Raw genomic sequence first — 14,172 nt, forward strand, 5'->3', positions numbered from 1 at the left:
CACGGCACGCGGGAACGTGTGCCGACCTGTGCGATACTCGCGCTGCCCGCCGCGCAAGCTGGCGCGCGGACTGTCACACAGGAGCCCCCATGCACGAACTACTGCCCGCGATCGAAATCGAGACCGCGCCAAATCCCGCTTTCACCGTCATCTGGATGCACGGCCTGGGCGCGGATGGCAATGATTTCGTGCCGGTGGTTCCGGAACTCGGACTGGAAGGCACGCCCGGCGTGCGCTTTATCTTTCCCCATGCGCCCGCCATGCCCGTCACGTGCAACGGCGGCTATGTCATGCCCGCCTGGTATGACATCTACTCGCTGAACGAAGCCGGCCGGCGTGCCGATGAGAATGGCATCCGGGTTTCATGCGAACGCATCCGGGCGCTGATCGCGCGTGAAAACGCGCGCGGCATCGCGACCGGCCACATTGTGCTTGCCGGCTTTTCGCAGGGCGGCGCGATCGCCTACACCACTGCCCTCACCCACCCGGACACGCTGGCGGGCATCATCGCCCTGTCCACCTATATTCCGGCGCCTGACATGCTGACGGCCGAAACCACGCCCGCCAATGCCGCCATCCCCGTCTTCGCTGCGCACGGCACGCTCGATGACATCGTGCCGCCACGCCTCGGCGAGCAGGCCAGGGACTTCCTTCTGGCACGCGGCATTCCCGTCGCGTGGCATACCTATGCCATGCCGCATTCAGTGTGCCTGGAAGAGATCGAGGCAATCGGCTCGTGGCTCAAGGGAACGTTTGCCCGCATCACGCAGCAAGCGGCGCAACGCTGAGCCACGCCACAGTCATCACCACGAATATGAAAGCTGCACCGCTTCTGAAGATCGATTTCAACACCCGCAAGGCGCTCCTGTTCGCGCTGACCGCCGAGCGCCTGTCAGCCTATTACGAGCACGGAAAATGGCTCACCGATGCCCAGGGCGCCACGCTGGCCGGAGAATGGCTGTCGCGCTCCAAGCTGCAACTCGCCCTGTCGGAACGCCGCCTGCTTTCGGAGCTGAGCGACCAGTTCGCGCGCCAGCTCGCGGACACGCTTTCGCGCGAAGCCGGGCTCTATGCCTCGCACGAAATGATGGAGGCGCTCGATCCCAACTACCAGTCAGCGTTCGCGCATGACATGCTCGACGAATGCGAGCGGCTGCTGCGCGAGAACGGCGTCAACGAGTAGCGTTCCACTTCTTCCGTGGCCTCCGCTTTCGGCCGGCTGAGCCAGCGGGCGAGCCGATGCTGCGGCTCCTGCAGAAGAGCGACCCGCGCGCCGCAGGCTGCCGCACCGGCGGCTAACTCCCGGCCAGCTCTTCCAGCGCCGCGTAGGCCGTAGCAAGGTGATATGGCGAGGTGGACGGCATCTCGGCACGCACCACTTCGCCTGATGGCGCCAGGCACTCATGCCAGCCGCCGGCATGCAGGAAACGTCTGCGGTACTGGCCCAGCTGAGCTTCCAGCGTCGCCAGCGATTCCGGTGTCCCGTGCACAGCCAGCGCACGGGCGAATTCCGTCTGCGCCCAGATGCGCTGGGTGCCGTCGAGCACGCTGCCGTCCGCGTCGAGCGCAGCGCTTACGCCCAGCGTACCTGGGACCACGCCGTGCGCCTGCGCAAAGACCAACGCACGCTGCAGCGAAGCGCCGAGCGGCACGCCTTCGAACAGCGCGGGGTTGCCCGCCACCAGCGAGAACCACTCGAACTGATGACCGGGCTCGATCCGATTGCCGGCCGTGCCCTGCGGCAACTCGGCAATGCAACCGCTGGCCGGATCGACGAACCGGTCCTGCACGGCCGCGGCGATCTCGCGCAGACGCCGCGCAAACCAATCGTCGCCGGTAGCGTCGAGCGCCGCGAGGTAAGCCTCGGTGAGGTGCATGATGGGGTTCTGCTGAACACCCGCGCCCTTGTCCTTGAAGAACTCGGAAAGCGCCGCGTGATACAGCCCGGCACCGTCGGCAAAGTGCTGCTCGACCATCTCGCGCGTTTCCTGCAGCACGGCAAGCGCGTCCTCGTTGCCGCCGCAGGCGTAGTAGTGCGCGCAAGCAAAGATCACGAAAGCATGCGTATAGAGGTCGCGCGTCGGGTCCAACGGCATCCCCGCCGGGTCGACGCTGTAGAGCCAGCCGCCTTCGCCGGTGCTGAAGTAGGCCTGCAGCGAACCGAACAGCGTATCGGCGTGGTCAAGCTTGCCCGCCACGGAAAACACGTAGATCTGGCGCGCGCAGGCCATGGCACGGTAGCGCGCGGGCGGCATGGCATTGCCGTTGGCACCATCCAGTGCCTCGTAGGGCAGCAGCAGGTCGGCATTCCAGCCGTTGCCGGTCCAGTGCGGCAGGATGGCGGTGTCATAGTGTGCGCGCAGCGACGCAACCAGTTCGGCAAGTTGAGGCGAGATGGGCATGCGAATCCGGAGGAGCGGGCGCCACCCGGCGCCCCGATGCAGAAGATACTGGAAACCGTGCGGCGGCGGAAGATGCACCGCACTGCGCGGCGCATGCGGCGACCGGAATGCAGGCTGGTATTGGTCCGCGGCAATTGCTAGCATCTAGGGGTCGCCGTCACCGGAGACTGTCATGTCGACCCAGCCCCTGACCCTCGCCGACAGCCACCGCACCCTCGTGCTCCACGTCCTGGAAGATCCGCCGGGCCTTTACACCTGGCGCATCGTGATGGAAGAGCACTGCGGCGCGGCTGATGCCGACTGCACCATCGAAGCCCCTTCCGTCTATCACTCCGAGGCCGAAGCCGAAGCCGCCTGCTGGGCGGCTGGCAATTACATGCTCGAGGGGCCACGCGCCGCCGGAGAAGTGCGGCCTTCGTGACCAGGTCCATCCGGCGGACTTGCTTCGCCGGATGCATCGCCTAACCTGAAATCGTTGGCAGTGGCAACGTGGGCGGCTTTTTTGCCCGCGCTTCCTCCGGCCACCCCGATACAGCGGGGCACATGCCACTCGCCCGAAATATTCCTGGCCTTTACTACCGCGTATGCCGGCCCCGTGCACGCACAACGCGCCCGACGGCAGCGCTGCAGGAGTTCGCTATGGAAAAGCCGGTCGTCAGTCCCCAGCGCTTCGTTGAGTTGATGAACGAGCGCCTGGCAAGGCATCCTCTGTTCCAGGAGGGCATGCACGTGTACGCCATCCCGCAACACACCGACCATCCACGCAGCCTGGTCTGCGTGGGGCCGCGCGGCACTGCGGGCGTCTGCGCCACGATCGAGAATATCGTGCGCGGCGAATGCGAGGTGTTTCCCGAGATCTCGCAGGAGTGGCACAGGTCCGGCCCGCCGCGGCACGGCGCAAGCTTGCGCTGAATGTTCAACACGAATATTCAACAGCCATGCCCAGCGGCTCGCACGAGCACAGCGACAGCTACCGCGGCTACCGCATTCACATCGTAGCCTTGCGCTACGGCGGCCAGCACGATGGGTGGTGGACGCTGCGCGCGGGCGTCTGGCTGCACGGCCACGTCCTGCCCGATCTGTACCCGGACAGTGGCGTGCGCTTCGCTTGCGCCACCGACGCCCGCCGCGCGGGGCTGGCGTGGGGCCGCGAGCTTATCGACAGGCGGCTTGCCAGCCAGCATGCCGCTGAAGAAGCCGCCTTCTCCTGACCGCCGCGTCAGACGTCGATCGCCGAATCCGACTTGACCTTGCGGCGCAGTTCGAACTTCTGGATCTTGCCGGTCGAGGTCTTGGGCAGCGGGCCGAAATACACCGCCTTGGGCACCTTGAAGCCCGCCAGCAGCGTGCGGCAATGCGCCATCAGTTCCTCGGCGGTTGCACTGGCGCCCTCCTTCAGCTCCACGAACGCACAGGGCGTCTCCCCCCACTTCGCATCGGGCTGCGCCACCACGGCCACAGCCAGCACGGCAGGATGGCGATAGAGCGCATCTTCGACCTCTACGCTGGAGATGTTCTCGCCGCCCGAGATGATGATGTCCTTGCTGCGGTCCTTGATCTTGATGTAGCCGTCTGGCATGCATACGCCAAGGTCGCCGGTGTGGAACCAGCCACCGGCGAAGGCGTCGCGCGTGGCCTTTTCGTTCTTCAGGTAGCCCTTCATGCAGATATTGCCGCGGAACATGATCTCGCCAATGGTCTCGCCATCGGCCGGCACGGGCTGCATCGAATCGGGGTCGAGCACTGTCACGCCCGCTTGCAGGTGATAGCGCACGCCCTGCCGCGCCTTCATCACCGCACGGTCTTCCTGGGACAGCTGGCTCCAGTCGTCCTGCTCCGCGCACACGGCCGCCGGGCCATACACTTCGGTCAGGCCATATACATGGGTCAGCTCGAAGCCCATGGCTTCCATCTGTGCGAGCACCGCGGCCGGCGGCGGTGCGCCGGCCACCATGCCGCGCACCGGCCCGCGCAGGCCTTCGCGCCACGACGGCGGCGCGTTGACGAGCGCGGTGTGCACGATGGGGGCCGCGCAATAATGCGTCACGCCCTCATCGCGCATCAGGTCGAACACCAGGCGCGGCTCGAACTTGCGCAGGCACACGTTCACGCCGGCGCGCGCGGCGACGGTCCAGGGGAAGCACCAGCCGTTGCAATGGAACATCGGCAGCGTCCAAAGGTAGACCGGGTGCTTGGGCAGGTCCCACTCGAGGATGTTCGAGATCGCGTTCATCGCCGCGCCACGGTGGTGGTACACCACGCCCTTGGGGTCGCCGGTCGTACCCGACGTGTAGTTCAGCGCAATGGCGTCCCACTCGTCGGCAGGCATCTGCCACGCATAGTCCGGATCGCCCGAGGCCAGGAAGGATTCATAGTCGGTATCGCCGAAGCGCTCGGCCTGCGGCCCCAGCGCGTCTTCCACGGCGATGACCTTCAGGCCGGGGATTTCGAGCGAAACCTGCCGGGCAAGGTCCGCGAATTCCGTATCGGCCAGCAGTACGCGCGCCTCGCCATGGCGCAGCATGAAGACCAGGTTGGCGGCGTCGAGGCGGATATTCAGGGCGTTCAGCACAGCGCCGGCCATCGGCACACCGAAGTGCGCTTCCACCATCGCCGGCGTATTGGGCAGCAGCGCCGCCACGGTATCGCCCTTGCCGACCCCGGCCCGTGCCAGCGCGCTGGCCAGGCGCCGTGCCCGCGCATAGGTGTCGCGCCAGTTCTGGCGCACCGGACCGTGCACGATGGCAAGCCTGTTGCCATACACCTCGGCCGCGCGGACCAGGAAATCAATCGGGGTGATCGGCACGAAATTGGCCGTATTGCGGCCCAGGCCGCTGTCGAAATCTGTGGGCATTGCTTGTGTCTCCGCTGAACTCTTCTGCACCGGGGCGCTGTTACTTTTTCGTACAGAAGGCTATCATCGCACACGCCCGCGCTCTGTCGTCCGGATGACAAACTCCCCGGAAACCCGCGCCAGGCAAGGCTTACAGGTTTCTTACAAGGCCAGCGTGAATGTCTCACAAGGGGTCTCGCAAGGGGCCTCGCAAGGCCGGATTGCCTGATTGCCCAACCCGTCCTCAATGACTGCGCCCGACCTTTCCCCATCCGCCTCGCCGCTGGCAAGCCATGCCTGGTTTCGCGCCCTCTCGCCGGAACACCAGGCGCTGGCCGCGCGCGCCACGATGCTGCAGGAATTCCCCGCCGGGGCCTTCATCGCCCGGCGCGGGGAGCCATCGCGCGACTGGATCGGCGTCGACAGCGGGCTGATCAAGCTGGCCGTCTATACGCCGGACGGCCGTGGCTGCACGTTTTCGGGCGTGCCCGCGGGGGGCTGGTGTGGCGAGGGCAGCGTGATCAAGCGTGAACTACGCCGCTATGACGTGATCGCGATCCGCGATTCGCGCGTGCTGCTGGTGCCGGAGCCCGTATTCAACACCTTGCTCGCGCAGAGCCTGCCCTTTTCCAGTTTCGTGGTGACGCAGCTCAACGAACGCATGGGACAGTTCATCGCCACGGTGCAAAACGACCGCCTGCTCAGCGCCGATGCGCGCGTGGCACAGGCGATCGCTCAGCTATTCCATCCATCGCTGTGTCCGCGCACCAGCCCCGTACTGGAGCTGTCGCAGGAAGAGATCGGCCTGCTGACCGGCCTGTCGCGCCAGCGCGTCAACCAGGCGTTGCGGCGGCTGGCCGACGAGGGCCTGGTCCACCTGGCCTACCAGACCATCCGCGTGACGGACTTGCCGCGGCTGCGTCACTTCGGGCTGTCGGAGCTGTAGGCCGCCGGCGAAATGTCGCCCCGGCGACATCGTCGACGGTTGCGCCGCCCTTAGAATGCTGCGACAGTAACCGGCCGCGCTCCAGCCACTGCCCGCATGCCCCTTGTCAGCCGCAACCCCGTCCGCATAACCCGACTGCGCTTTCCATTCGCCGTGCGCGTGGAAGCATGGCAGGGCGCGGCCCGGCTGCGCGACGCCAATGCGCGCCGCGACGTGCGGCCTGGCGATCCCTTCGTGGTACCGGCATTCGCGCATTTCGACTGCGAGTTGCAGGCCGCGCCATTGCAGCCCTGCACCATCACGCTCGAAGCCGTGCCCGACGCGGTCTGCCCGCGCATGAATGCCATCCAGCATGACAAGCACTGGTCGCGTACGCTCGCGAGGCTGGTCTTTGAACATCCGACCGTCGACTGGAATGCCGCGCGCCTCGGCGAACAGTGGCAGGTCACCCAGCGCCTGGTGCGCGCGCGCCTGTTCGCCGAAGGCGAGGCGCTGCATCCGATCGTGCGGGAACAGCGTGCGGCACGGGCCTTCTACATGCTGGCGCTGCCCGACGCCAGGCCTGGGCTGCCACCCGCGCGGCTGGACCTGCTTGCCACCGAGTCGGGCTTGCGCTCCGCGGCGGCATTTGCCAGCGCGTGCGCCAATCTATTTGGCGTAGAGCCGACGCAACTGCTGCCGGGCCTGCCCGGCACCAGGCGCGCCGGAACGCCGGCCTGGAACGGCTGGCCGCTTCCGGCTACGGCCTGATTTCACAGGGCTATCGCCGCAGGCTCAGCACGATCACGCCCGCGGCAACCAGGCCGATGCCAAGCCATTCGCGCGGGGCCGGCCGCTCGCCGAGGAACAGCACGGCGAACAGCGCCACCAGCACCAGGCTGAACTTGTCGACGGGCGCCACCTTGGAGGCATCACCGATCTTGAGGGCACGAAAGTAGCAGACCCACGAGGCACCGGTGGCCAGGCCGGACAACGTGAGGAAGACCCAGTTCCTGGCCGAAAATGCCGAGGGGTCCATCCACTTGCCGGTGGCCACCACGAACGCGGCCAGCACCACGAAGATGATCACCACGCGAACCAGGGTGGCCATGTCCGAGTCGATGCCGGCCAGGCCAACCTTGGCGAAGATAGCGGTCAGGGCCGCGAACACCGCGGACAACGCGGCCCAGGCAAACCAGCTCGATGTGGCAGGCATCATCTATAAAGCTCCGGCAAAAACCGGGCATCACGGCCCGGCGGAGCCTGAAGTATATCGGCGCCGCGCACACATGGGCCTTGCGCCGATGCGCCAGAGTCCGCGCGGACCGGAAGGCAAAGGGGCCGCGTGCGCGGCCCCGCAGCGCTCATCTGTCGTTACGCGTGCGCAGGACGCGCATTCCGGGCCGCACTCGCCTGCAGCTGCAAGCCGGCCATCCGCTGCCTTGAGCGCTCGGGGTTGGTCATGGCCGCGCCCGCAAGACCACCCACGATCATCAGTGCCCCACAGACCGCGAAGCCGGTCTCATAGCCATGCGCGCCGGTTGCATTCTGTACGAGGTAGCCCGTCACCAGCGGCGCCAGGATGCCGGCGATCGATGAGATCGAGGCGTCGATCGACAGCAGCGCGCCACGCTGCGCGGGCGGGCAGACCTCGGCCAGCATGGCCGGCCCCAGCGAGTAGATCGACGGCGCCAGCGCGCAGCTTGCCGCCGGCAATGCCACGCGCTGCCAGTTGCCACCGATGCGACCGCACGTTTGGCGTGGTCTGCGGCGTGGGTCGTATGGGATTTAAAGCGACGAGCGGAAGGGGACTCTTTTCGAACTGCCAGCGGGTTGGCGATGTCGGGGATGTCGCGCTTGGCAGGCGCTGCTGTTTCGCCGGCGCAGCCGGCGACTTACTCTTTTGTCCGAGCGACAAAAAGAGAAAGCAGAAAAACGCGTCGCCTGGCGGCTGGCCATCAACGATGCGCTCCTTGTTTTCAAGCGGCTTTGGTCTCGCGAGACGTGGTTGCCCGTTCGAGCCTGCTACGCATAGTGAGTCAGAACCCGTGCCTGCGTTAACCGGCTTTTGTTACGATCCCCATGTAGGGCGGTGGCCGCCTGCTAACACCGGTATCGCATCATCGCCTTCGGCTGCTACGCGGCTCACTAGTCGGCATGCACTGGCATCAGCATTGCTGGCGCAGGCGCTTCCCCGCCGGCTAAGCGGCGGAACAGCAGCTACCGCTAACGCCCTTACCCAACCGAATGCAGGGGCGACAACGAATACGCAAAGACCAGCGCAGCCACAATGGCCGGAGACCCCAGCCGAATTGCAGTACTGCGTGTCAGCACGCCTAGATAGACGTACAAGCACACCAGCACCATCGCAGTCAGGTACAAGAGGCCGTCATAGACTTGCATGGATGTCTCCCGCGGGGTCTTGCCCCGGATGTTTTTATTGGTCTACATCGTGCTGCCGCCAGGCCGCTTCTAGTGGGGGGACGCCCTGGCGCAATGCCTTTGCTGTCTGTTGCAAACCATGGTGGCCACTTCGATGCGGTGTGGCAATCATGGAAATCCCTGCGAAAAATGCGAAAACAATGATGCGGTGCGCAAAATCACAGTAGCGATTTACCCTGCGAGAGCACCTTCTCGCATACCTGCTCGGTGGCCCTTGCCTTCAGGCCGCTGCCACTGAGGTCCAGTGTCTTGCCGTGGCTATCCTGCAGGATGCCCCGTGCGCCGCTGGTAAAACCGGTGTCCGTCGAGGCCTGGGACGGCCCGCCGAGTTTGTCCATCAGCTTGTCCTTGACCGACGCCGCCCCGCTCGCACCGAGATAGTTGTTCTTGATGCAGAAGTCCAGCAAGCCAGCGACATTGCCCACGCTGCCCGAGGAAAGCGACTGCAGCGAAAGACCGCCGCCCATTCCGCCAAGCGCTGCCGCGCTCTCCGCGGCGCCGCCGCCTCCCATGGGGTTCTTCAGCACGTCACCCAGCTGTGCCCGCGACACCGGCGCCAGGCCCATGAACACGGTTGCGGCCAGTGCCAGGGTGGCAAAACGGCGCGCCCGCTCAAGCGATGTCTTGCCTGCCTCCATCGTCCCTTCCCTCCGTCGATGGCCACGTAGGTCAGCTACTACTATAGTGCGCGCGGCAGTCTTGTACCCTGCCCGGCACTTACGGCTGCCTTCAATCGGCGGGGAGCATCTGCGGGTTCCAGGCGACCTCCCACAGATGCCCATCCGGATCGGAAAAGTAGCCCGCGTAGCCACCCCAGAAAGTCGGCTGCGCAGGCTTGACGATGGTGGCGCCAGCGGCGGCAGCCTGCTGCATGACCGCGTCAGCCTCGGCCTGGCTGCTGACGTTATGCGCCAGGGAACATCCGGGCGCCGCGCGCACGGAGAGCGGCAGACCACTGTCGTGCGCGAGGCTGGCCCGTGGCCAGATGGCCAGCTTGAGGCCGGGCTGCAAGTCGAAGAAGGCCACCGCGCCATGCTCGAACTGCTCGCCGACGATGCCCTCGGTCGTCAGGCCCAGCCCTTCGCGGTAAAAGCGCAGGGACCGCTGCAGATCGTCAACGCCCAGCGTAATCAGGGTGACACGTGGTTTCATGCAGCATCCTCCTTCGGCTTCGGATGGGAACGGCTCAACGCTGGCCGAAGCTCGCGTCCGAGAACAGGTCCTTCAGTTCGCGCGGCTGCGAACGCCAGTATTGCTTCGGCGCCGCCACGCTTGCCCCCAGCTTCGCCGCGGCATGCCAGGGCCAGCGCGGGTTGTACAGCATGGCGCGCGCCAGCGACACCGCATCGGCCTCGTTGCCGGTGATGATGGCTTCAGCCTGCTCCGGTTCGGTAATCAGGCCTACGGCGATGGTCGGCAGGCCTACTTCGGCCTTGACGCGCTGTGCGTAGGGCACCTGGTAGCCTGGCCCGAGCTTGATCGCCTGCGCCGGCGAGACGCCACCCGTGGTCACATGGATCGCGGCACAGCCCCGCACCTTGAGCGCCTGCGACAACGCCACCGTGCCGTCGATATCCCAGCCGCCCGGCACCCAGTCCGTGGCCGAGATGCGCATCCACACCGGGCAGTCCGCGGGCACGGCTGCACGCACGGCGTCAAAGACCTCGATCGGGAAACGCGTGCGGTTTTCCAGGCTGCCGCCGTATTCGTCATCGCGATGATTCGCCAGCGGCGACAGGAACTGGTGCAGCAGGTAGCCGTGCGCGCCATGGATCTCGATGCCCTGGATGCCGAGCCTTACCGCGCGCACCGCGGCCGCGACGAAATCATCGCGGACCTTATCCATGCCTGCGCGGTCCAGCGCGGTCGGCGGCACTTCGTCGTCAGCGTGCGGCACAGGCGACGGCGCCACGGCCTGCCAGCCGCCAGGCGCGCCGGGACGGACCTGCTTGCCGCCATCCCACGGCGCCTGGCTGGACGCCTTGCGCCCGGCGTGCGCGAGCTGTATGGCCACGGCAATGGGCGAGTGCGCGCGGATGGCACGCAGCACACGGCCCAATGCAGCCTCGTTGCCGTCGTCATAGAGGCCCAGATCTCCCGCGGTGATACGGCCTTCCGGCGAGACCGCGGTGGCTTCGAGGATCAGCATGCCCGCACCGGACAACGCCAGCGAACCGAGGTGGATCATGTGCCAGTCGCCCGCATTGCCGTCCTGCGCCGAATACTGGCACATCGGCGCAATGATGATGCGGTTGGACAGGGTCAGCTTGCCGATATCGAGAGGATCGAACAGATGGCTCATGGGGAAACCCTTGTGTTTCGGATCAGGACGCGCCGCGTAGCCGGATGCTTACGGTGGATTGCGGGATTCTAGGCCGAGGCCCAACTTCCCGCTTGTCGCCGCGCGCGACCGAAATCCGGCACGCGCGCCAGCGCCATCGCCGCCGCGCCACGGCTTGGTCAGCGACATGAGATGTTCAATGCTTGACAGCGGGCATCACCAGGCGCAAGCCGCTGGCCACGGCGGCGACACCGGCAAACCCCGCGCCCAGGGCCAGCGCCAGCCCGGGGCCATGGTTGCCCGCCAGGCCGAAACTGAGCGCCACGAGCGCCGCGCCAGTGGACTGTCCCAGCAGCCGCGCCGTCGCGATCACGCCGCTGGCACCGCCGCTGCGCTCGCGCGGGGCACTGGCCATCAGCGCCTTCAGGTTCGGCGACTGGAAGAAGCCGAAACCGGCGCCACAGATGCACATCCGGATGCCGATCTCCAGCGCGCTGGGGTTGGCCGGCATCAGGGCCAGCGACGCCATGCCTGCGCTCATCACGGCCAGCCCAACGCCGCCGAGCAGGCCCGGCGGATAACGGTCGGACAGGCGTCCGGCAACTGGCCCCATCAGCGCTACCACCACGGACCACGGCGTCAGCAGGAATCCCGTCTCCACCTGGCCTCGGCCGAGCACGTGCTGGAAATAGAACGGCAGCGAGACAAAGGCCAAACCCTGCGCCGCAAACGAGCAGACCGCCGTCAGGGTCGACAGCGCGAACATCGGGCGGCGGAACAGGTCCACCGGCAGCATCGGCGCAGGGTGGCCGCGCTCGCGCCACAGCAGCAGGCCGAACGCCACCACGAAGATGCCCGCCGCGGCCAGCGACTCCGCCAGCGGCGCGCGCTGCGCGCCTTCGCCCAGCGCGAAGATCAGCGCGGCAAACGCCACCACGTTCAGCAGCGCGGCCACGCGGTCGAACGCGTGCTGGCTGCGCGGCGTCTGCGGCAGGGACCCGCGCGCGATACCGAGCGCGAGCAGGCCGATCGGAAGATTGACGGCAAACAGCCATGGCCACGAGCCGAAAGACAGGATTACCGACGCCACGGTCGGCCCCAGTGCGAACGAGACGCCGACCACCAGTGCATTCAGCCCGACACCGCGGCCGAGTCGGTGAATCGGAAAGATCGTACTGATCAGCGCCGTATTGACGCTCATGATGGCGCTGGCCCCGATACCCTGCAGCAGCCGCGCCGCCGCCAGCGACGGCAGCGACCACGCCAGCGCGCACACCACCGAGGCGGCGATGAACACCGTCACGCCACCGATATAGACGCGCCGGTGCCCAAGGATGCCGCCCAGTGCCGCGAACGGCAGCAGCGTGGCCACCATCGCGAGCTGGTAGGCATTGATCACCCAGACCGACGCCGCAGGCGTCGCATGCAGGTCCGCGGCAATCGAAGGCAAGGCGGTGTTGGCGATCGCCGTGTCCAGCGTGGCCAGCGCCACGGCGATCATGATGGCTGCCATGCCGCGGCGCTCGCGCGACGTCATGGTATGCGAGGCAACGGCGGCAGACGCCGGCTGTGAGACGGATTGGATCGGAGCGGGACTGGACACGGGGATCGCGCGGTTGCGGCCGGATCATGGCCCGGCACGGTTCAACCGAGACGATACGGGAAATTCCTTCAACGCGCTGAAGACGGCTTCATATGTATGTACATTTGAAGCCATTCCCTCTGCCGCTCAGGCAACCGACAGACCGCCGTCCACGCTGATGCTCTGCCCGTTGATGAAGCGCCCGGCGGCCGAGGCCAGCAGCAACGCCAGGCCAGCTACGTCGCCCGCTTCGCCGATGCGCCGCATCGGATTGCGCGCGGCCAGTTGCGCCTCGCGGTCCGGGTCGCCCCACAATGCCTCGCGCGAGAACTCCGTCCGTACCGGGCCGGGGTTGATGGCGTTGACGTTCACGCCGCTCGCTCCCAGTTCGAGTGCCAGGCTGCGCACCGCCTGATCCACGGCAGCCTTGGTGATGCTGTACATGCCCAGGTATGCGGAGCCGCGCTTGGCCGCGATGCTCGACATGAAGGTGATCGAGCCATCGCGCCGCGCCACCATTTGCGGCGCCAGCGCGTTGACCAGCAACAGGTTGCCGCGCACATTGCCGGCCATGGCCGCGTCGAACACTTCCGGACCCTGGCTCAGCAACGATCCCACCGCACCGTCCGCCGCCGCATTCAGCACCAGGGCATCTACCCGGCCAAACGCCGCCAGCGCTTGTTCCGCGAATGCGCGCACGCTGGCCAGGTCGGCGATGTCGCAGGCAATGCCCCGGGCGCGTATCCCCTCGCTCTCCAGCTGCGCGGCAACGGTCTGTGCGACATCGCCGTCACGGCCGGAAACCACGACAGCGGCACCGGCATGTCCGAGCGCACGCGCCATTTCAAGGCCCATGCCCTTGGTAGAGCCGGTCACGACGGCCACGCGGCCCGAAAGGTCAAAGAGGTTCTGCATTACAGGGACTCCTGTCGATTGGAGGACACAAGGAAGGCGTGACCGACCGGCACGCCGTTTAAATGACGAACAACATTTATTGAACAAATTATGGCCATCATCTAAAATTCGTCAAGGATCAATTTCCGAAGGAGCCTTCAGATGGCGCGTGCATCACGGGAACAAGCCGACAAGAATCGGGAAGCCATCGAACAGGCGTCGTCGCGCCTGTTCCGCGAACGCGGGCTGAATGGCGTCAGCGTGGCCGAGCTGATGGCTGGCGCCGGGCTGACGCACGGCGGCTTCTATGGGCACTTCGCCTCGAAGGACGCACTCGCGGCGCAGGCCTGCACGCGCGCATTCGACGAGGCGGCGGCACGCTGGGAACGCCGCATCGATCGCGCGGCGGGCGACCCGCAAGCCATGCTGGCCAACCTGGTCGAGCCCTATCTCACGCGGGCGCATTGCGCCAACCCCGGCGACGGCTGCGTGGCGGTGGCACTTGCCAGCGACGTGGCGCGCGAGCCGGCCGACAAGCCGGTACGGCTCGCTTACCTGGAAGGCTTCCGGTCGCTGGTCCGGGATATGGAAACGACCGTGGCCAGTGACAGCGCCGAGACGCGCCACAAGGAAGCCCTGATCCGCATGGCGATGCTAGTAGGCGCAGTTACGCTGGCACGTGCCATCGAAGGCGACACCATGTCCGACGGCATCCTGGACGCCGTGCGCGAACGGCTGCTCGGAACGTCTTCCGGCTAACCCGCCACAATTCCGAAACGCCCTGATTTACCGCTCTGCGTGCCCCACCGGGAC

The 14,172-nt window shown here is 66.5% G+C and carries 18 protein-coding genes; 8 read left to right on the forward strand and 10 right to left on the reverse strand.

Annotated features, from left to right (window positions below; genetic code table 11):
* The first annotated feature begins 89 nt into the window (after positions 1 to 89).
* Positions 90 to 788: an alpha/beta hydrolase gene (locus tag CupriaWKF_RS27780; RefSeq protein ID WP_276101641.1), complete on the forward strand. Its 699-nt coding sequence runs from the start codon at positions 90 to 92 to the stop codon at positions 786 to 788.
* Positions 789 to 814: 26 nt separating this feature from the next.
* Positions 815 to 1,183 carry a hypothetical protein gene (locus CupriaWKF_RS27785; RefSeq protein WP_276101642.1) on the forward strand — a complete coding sequence of 123 codons (369 nt, stop codon included), beginning with the start codon at positions 815 to 817 and terminating at the stop codon, positions 1,181 to 1,183.
* A 112-nt stretch (positions 1,184 to 1,295) separates the two neighbouring features.
* Here CupriaWKF_RS27785 and CupriaWKF_RS27790 read toward each other — a convergent pair whose 3' ends face one another.
* Entirely contained in the window at positions 1,296 to 2,402 is a 1,107-nt protein-coding gene (locus tag CupriaWKF_RS27790) for an AGE family epimerase/isomerase (protein WP_276101643.1), read from the reverse strand.
* A 172-nt stretch (positions 2,403 to 2,574) separates the two neighbouring features.
* Here CupriaWKF_RS27790 and CupriaWKF_RS27795 point away from each other — a divergent pair, with 172 nt between their 5' ends.
* From CupriaWKF_RS27795 to CupriaWKF_RS27805, 3 genes are all read left to right on the forward strand, one after another.
* Complete coding sequence (locus CupriaWKF_RS27795; RefSeq protein WP_276101644.1) at positions 2,575 to 2,823, forward strand: hypothetical protein; 249 nt, start codon at positions 2,575 to 2,577, stop codon at positions 2,821 to 2,823.
* A 218-nt stretch (positions 2,824 to 3,041) separates the two neighbouring features.
* Positions 3,042 to 3,314: a hypothetical protein gene (locus tag CupriaWKF_RS27800; protein WP_276101645.1), complete on the forward strand. Its 273-nt coding sequence runs from the start codon at positions 3,042 to 3,044 to the stop codon at positions 3,312 to 3,314.
* A 26-nt stretch (positions 3,315 to 3,340) separates the two neighbouring features.
* The gene (locus tag CupriaWKF_RS27805) at positions 3,341 to 3,613 is read left to right on the forward strand and encodes a hypothetical protein (RefSeq protein ID WP_276101646.1); all 273 of its coding nucleotides are present in this window, start codon (positions 3,341 to 3,343) and stop codon (positions 3,611 to 3,613) included.
* An 8-nt stretch (positions 3,614 to 3,621) separates the two neighbouring features.
* Here CupriaWKF_RS27805 and CupriaWKF_RS27810 read toward each other — a convergent pair whose 3' ends face one another.
* Positions 3,622 to 5,256 carry an acyl-CoA synthetase gene (locus tag CupriaWKF_RS27810; protein ID WP_276101647.1) on the reverse strand — a complete coding sequence of 545 codons (1,635 nt, stop codon included), beginning with the start codon at positions 5,254 to 5,256 and terminating at the stop codon, positions 3,622 to 3,624.
* A gap of 226 nt (positions 5,257 to 5,482) precedes the next feature.
* On the opposite strand from CupriaWKF_RS27810, the gene CupriaWKF_RS27815 reads away from it, so the two are divergent.
* Positions 5,483 to 6,181: a Crp/Fnr family transcriptional regulator gene (locus tag CupriaWKF_RS27815; RefSeq protein ID WP_276101648.1), complete on the forward strand. Its 699-nt coding sequence runs from the start codon at positions 5,483 to 5,485 to the stop codon at positions 6,179 to 6,181.
* A 96-nt stretch (positions 6,182 to 6,277) separates the two neighbouring features.
* Positions 6,278 to 6,931 (forward strand): AraC family transcriptional regulator, encoded by a 654-nt coding sequence (locus CupriaWKF_RS27820; RefSeq protein WP_276101649.1) that lies wholly within the window; start codon positions 6,278 to 6,280, stop codon positions 6,929 to 6,931.
* Positions 6,932 to 6,941: 10 nt separating this feature from the next.
* Here the strand turns inward: CupriaWKF_RS27820 and CupriaWKF_RS27825 are convergent, their stop codons facing one another.
* The 8 genes from CupriaWKF_RS27825 to CupriaWKF_RS27860 all read right to left on the reverse strand — a co-directional run bounded on the left by CupriaWKF_RS27825 (position 6,942) and on the right by CupriaWKF_RS27860 (position 13,380).
* Positions 6,942 to 7,376: an EamA family transporter gene (locus tag CupriaWKF_RS27825; RefSeq protein ID WP_276103240.1), complete on the reverse strand. Its 435-nt coding sequence runs from the start codon at positions 7,374 to 7,376 to the stop codon at positions 6,942 to 6,944.
* Between the two features lie 158 nt (positions 7,377 to 7,534).
* Positions 7,535 to 7,882, reverse strand: a complete 348-nt coding sequence (locus CupriaWKF_RS27830) for an MFS transporter (protein WP_276101650.1) — start codon at positions 7,880 to 7,882, stop codon at positions 7,535 to 7,537.
* Positions 7,883 to 8,395: 513 nt separating this feature from the next.
* On the reverse strand, positions 8,396 to 8,563 hold the full coding sequence (locus tag CupriaWKF_RS27835; RefSeq protein WP_276101651.1) for a hypothetical protein: 168 nt from the start codon (positions 8,561 to 8,563) through the stop codon (positions 8,396 to 8,398).
* 197 nt (positions 8,564 to 8,760) lie between these two features.
* Positions 8,761 to 9,168: a DUF2501 domain-containing protein gene (locus tag CupriaWKF_RS27840; RefSeq protein ID WP_276103242.1), complete on the reverse strand. Its 408-nt coding sequence runs from the start codon at positions 9,166 to 9,168 to the stop codon at positions 8,761 to 8,763.
* Positions 9,169 to 9,331: 163 nt separating this feature from the next.
* Positions 9,332 to 9,754 carry a VOC family protein gene (locus CupriaWKF_RS27845; protein ID WP_276101652.1) on the reverse strand — a complete coding sequence of 141 codons (423 nt, stop codon included), beginning with the start codon at positions 9,752 to 9,754 and terminating at the stop codon, positions 9,332 to 9,334.
* A 34-nt stretch (positions 9,755 to 9,788) separates the two neighbouring features.
* Positions 9,789 to 10,904 carry an NADH:flavin oxidoreductase/NADH oxidase gene (locus tag CupriaWKF_RS27850; RefSeq protein WP_276101653.1) on the reverse strand — a complete coding sequence of 372 codons (1,116 nt, stop codon included), beginning with the start codon at positions 10,902 to 10,904 and terminating at the stop codon, positions 9,789 to 9,791.
* 175 nt (positions 10,905 to 11,079) lie between these two features.
* Positions 11,080 to 12,420, reverse strand: coding sequence for an MFS transporter (locus CupriaWKF_RS27855; RefSeq protein WP_276101654.1), 1,341 nt, complete (start codon positions 12,418 to 12,420; stop codon positions 11,080 to 11,082).
* A gap of 192 nt (positions 12,421 to 12,612) precedes the next feature.
* Entirely contained in the window at positions 12,613 to 13,380 is a 768-nt protein-coding gene (locus CupriaWKF_RS27860) for an SDR family oxidoreductase (RefSeq protein WP_276101655.1), read from the reverse strand.
* 141 nt (positions 13,381 to 13,521) lie between these two features.
* Here CupriaWKF_RS27860 and CupriaWKF_RS27865 point away from each other — a divergent pair, with 141 nt between their 5' ends.
* Positions 13,522 to 14,118 (forward strand): TetR/AcrR family transcriptional regulator, encoded by a 597-nt coding sequence (locus tag CupriaWKF_RS27865; RefSeq protein ID WP_276101656.1) that lies wholly within the window; start codon positions 13,522 to 13,524, stop codon positions 14,116 to 14,118.
* Positions 14,119 to 14,172 lie beyond the last annotated feature (54 nt).

The organism is Cupriavidus sp. WKF15 (genome assembly GCF_029278605.1).
GTDB lineage: Bacteria > Pseudomonadota > Gammaproteobacteria > Burkholderiales > Burkholderiaceae > Cupriavidus.

What these genes read in the sequence shown, in the direction of transcription:
- CupriaWKF_RS27780 (WP_276101641.1), top strand. Translation starts at nt 90, where the DNA reads ATGCACGAACTACTGCCCGCGATCGAAATCGAGACCGCGCCAAATCCC.
- CupriaWKF_RS27785 (WP_276101642.1), top strand. Translation starts at nt 815, where the DNA reads ATGAAAGCTGCACCGCTTCTGAAGATCGATTTCAACACCCGCAAGGCG.
- CupriaWKF_RS27790 (WP_276101643.1), bottom strand. Translation starts at nt 2,402, where the DNA reads ATGCCCATCTCGCCTCAACTTGCCGAACTGGTTGCGTCGCTGCGCGCA.
- CupriaWKF_RS27795 (WP_276101644.1), top strand. Translation starts at nt 2,575, where the DNA reads ATGTCGACCCAGCCCCTGACCCTCGCCGACAGCCACCGCACCCTCGTG.
- CupriaWKF_RS27800 (WP_276101645.1), top strand. Translation starts at nt 3,042, where the DNA reads ATGGAAAAGCCGGTCGTCAGTCCCCAGCGCTTCGTTGAGTTGATGAAC.
- CupriaWKF_RS27805 (WP_276101646.1), top strand. Translation starts at nt 3,341, where the DNA reads ATGCCCAGCGGCTCGCACGAGCACAGCGACAGCTACCGCGGCTACCGC.
- CupriaWKF_RS27810 (WP_276101647.1), bottom strand. Translation starts at nt 5,256, where the DNA reads ATGCCCACAGATTTCGACAGCGGCCTGGGCCGCAATACGGCCAATTTC.
- CupriaWKF_RS27815 (WP_276101648.1), top strand. Translation starts at nt 5,483, where the DNA reads ATGACTGCGCCCGACCTTTCCCCATCCGCCTCGCCGCTGGCAAGCCAT.
- CupriaWKF_RS27820 (WP_276101649.1), top strand. Translation starts at nt 6,278, where the DNA reads ATGCCCCTTGTCAGCCGCAACCCCGTCCGCATAACCCGACTGCGCTTT.
- CupriaWKF_RS27825 (WP_276103240.1), bottom strand. Translation starts at nt 7,376, where the DNA reads ATGCCTGCCACATCGAGCTGGTTTGCCTGGGCCGCGTTGTCCGCGGTG.
- CupriaWKF_RS27835 (WP_276101651.1), bottom strand. Translation starts at nt 8,563, where the DNA reads ATGCAAGTCTATGACGGCCTCTTGTACCTGACTGCGATGGTGCTGGTG.
- CupriaWKF_RS27840 (WP_276103242.1), bottom strand. Translation starts at nt 9,168, where the DNA reads ATGGGCCTGGCGCCGGTGTCGCGGGCACAGCTGGGTGACGTGCTGAAG.
- CupriaWKF_RS27845 (WP_276101652.1), bottom strand. Translation starts at nt 9,754, where the DNA reads ATGAAACCACGTGTCACCCTGATTACGCTGGGCGTTGACGATCTGCAG.
- CupriaWKF_RS27850 (WP_276101653.1), bottom strand. Translation starts at nt 10,904, where the DNA reads ATGAGCCATCTGTTCGATCCTCTCGATATCGGCAAGCTGACCCTGTCC.
- CupriaWKF_RS27855 (WP_276101654.1), bottom strand. Translation starts at nt 12,420, where the DNA reads ATGACGTCGCGCGAGCGCCGCGGCATGGCAGCCATCATGATCGCCGTG.
- CupriaWKF_RS27860 (WP_276101655.1), bottom strand. Translation starts at nt 13,380, where the DNA reads ATGCAGAACCTCTTTGACCTTTCGGGCCGCGTGGCCGTCGTGACCGGC.
- CupriaWKF_RS27865 (WP_276101656.1), top strand. Translation starts at nt 13,522, where the DNA reads ATGGCGCGTGCATCACGGGAACAAGCCGACAAGAATCGGGAAGCCATC.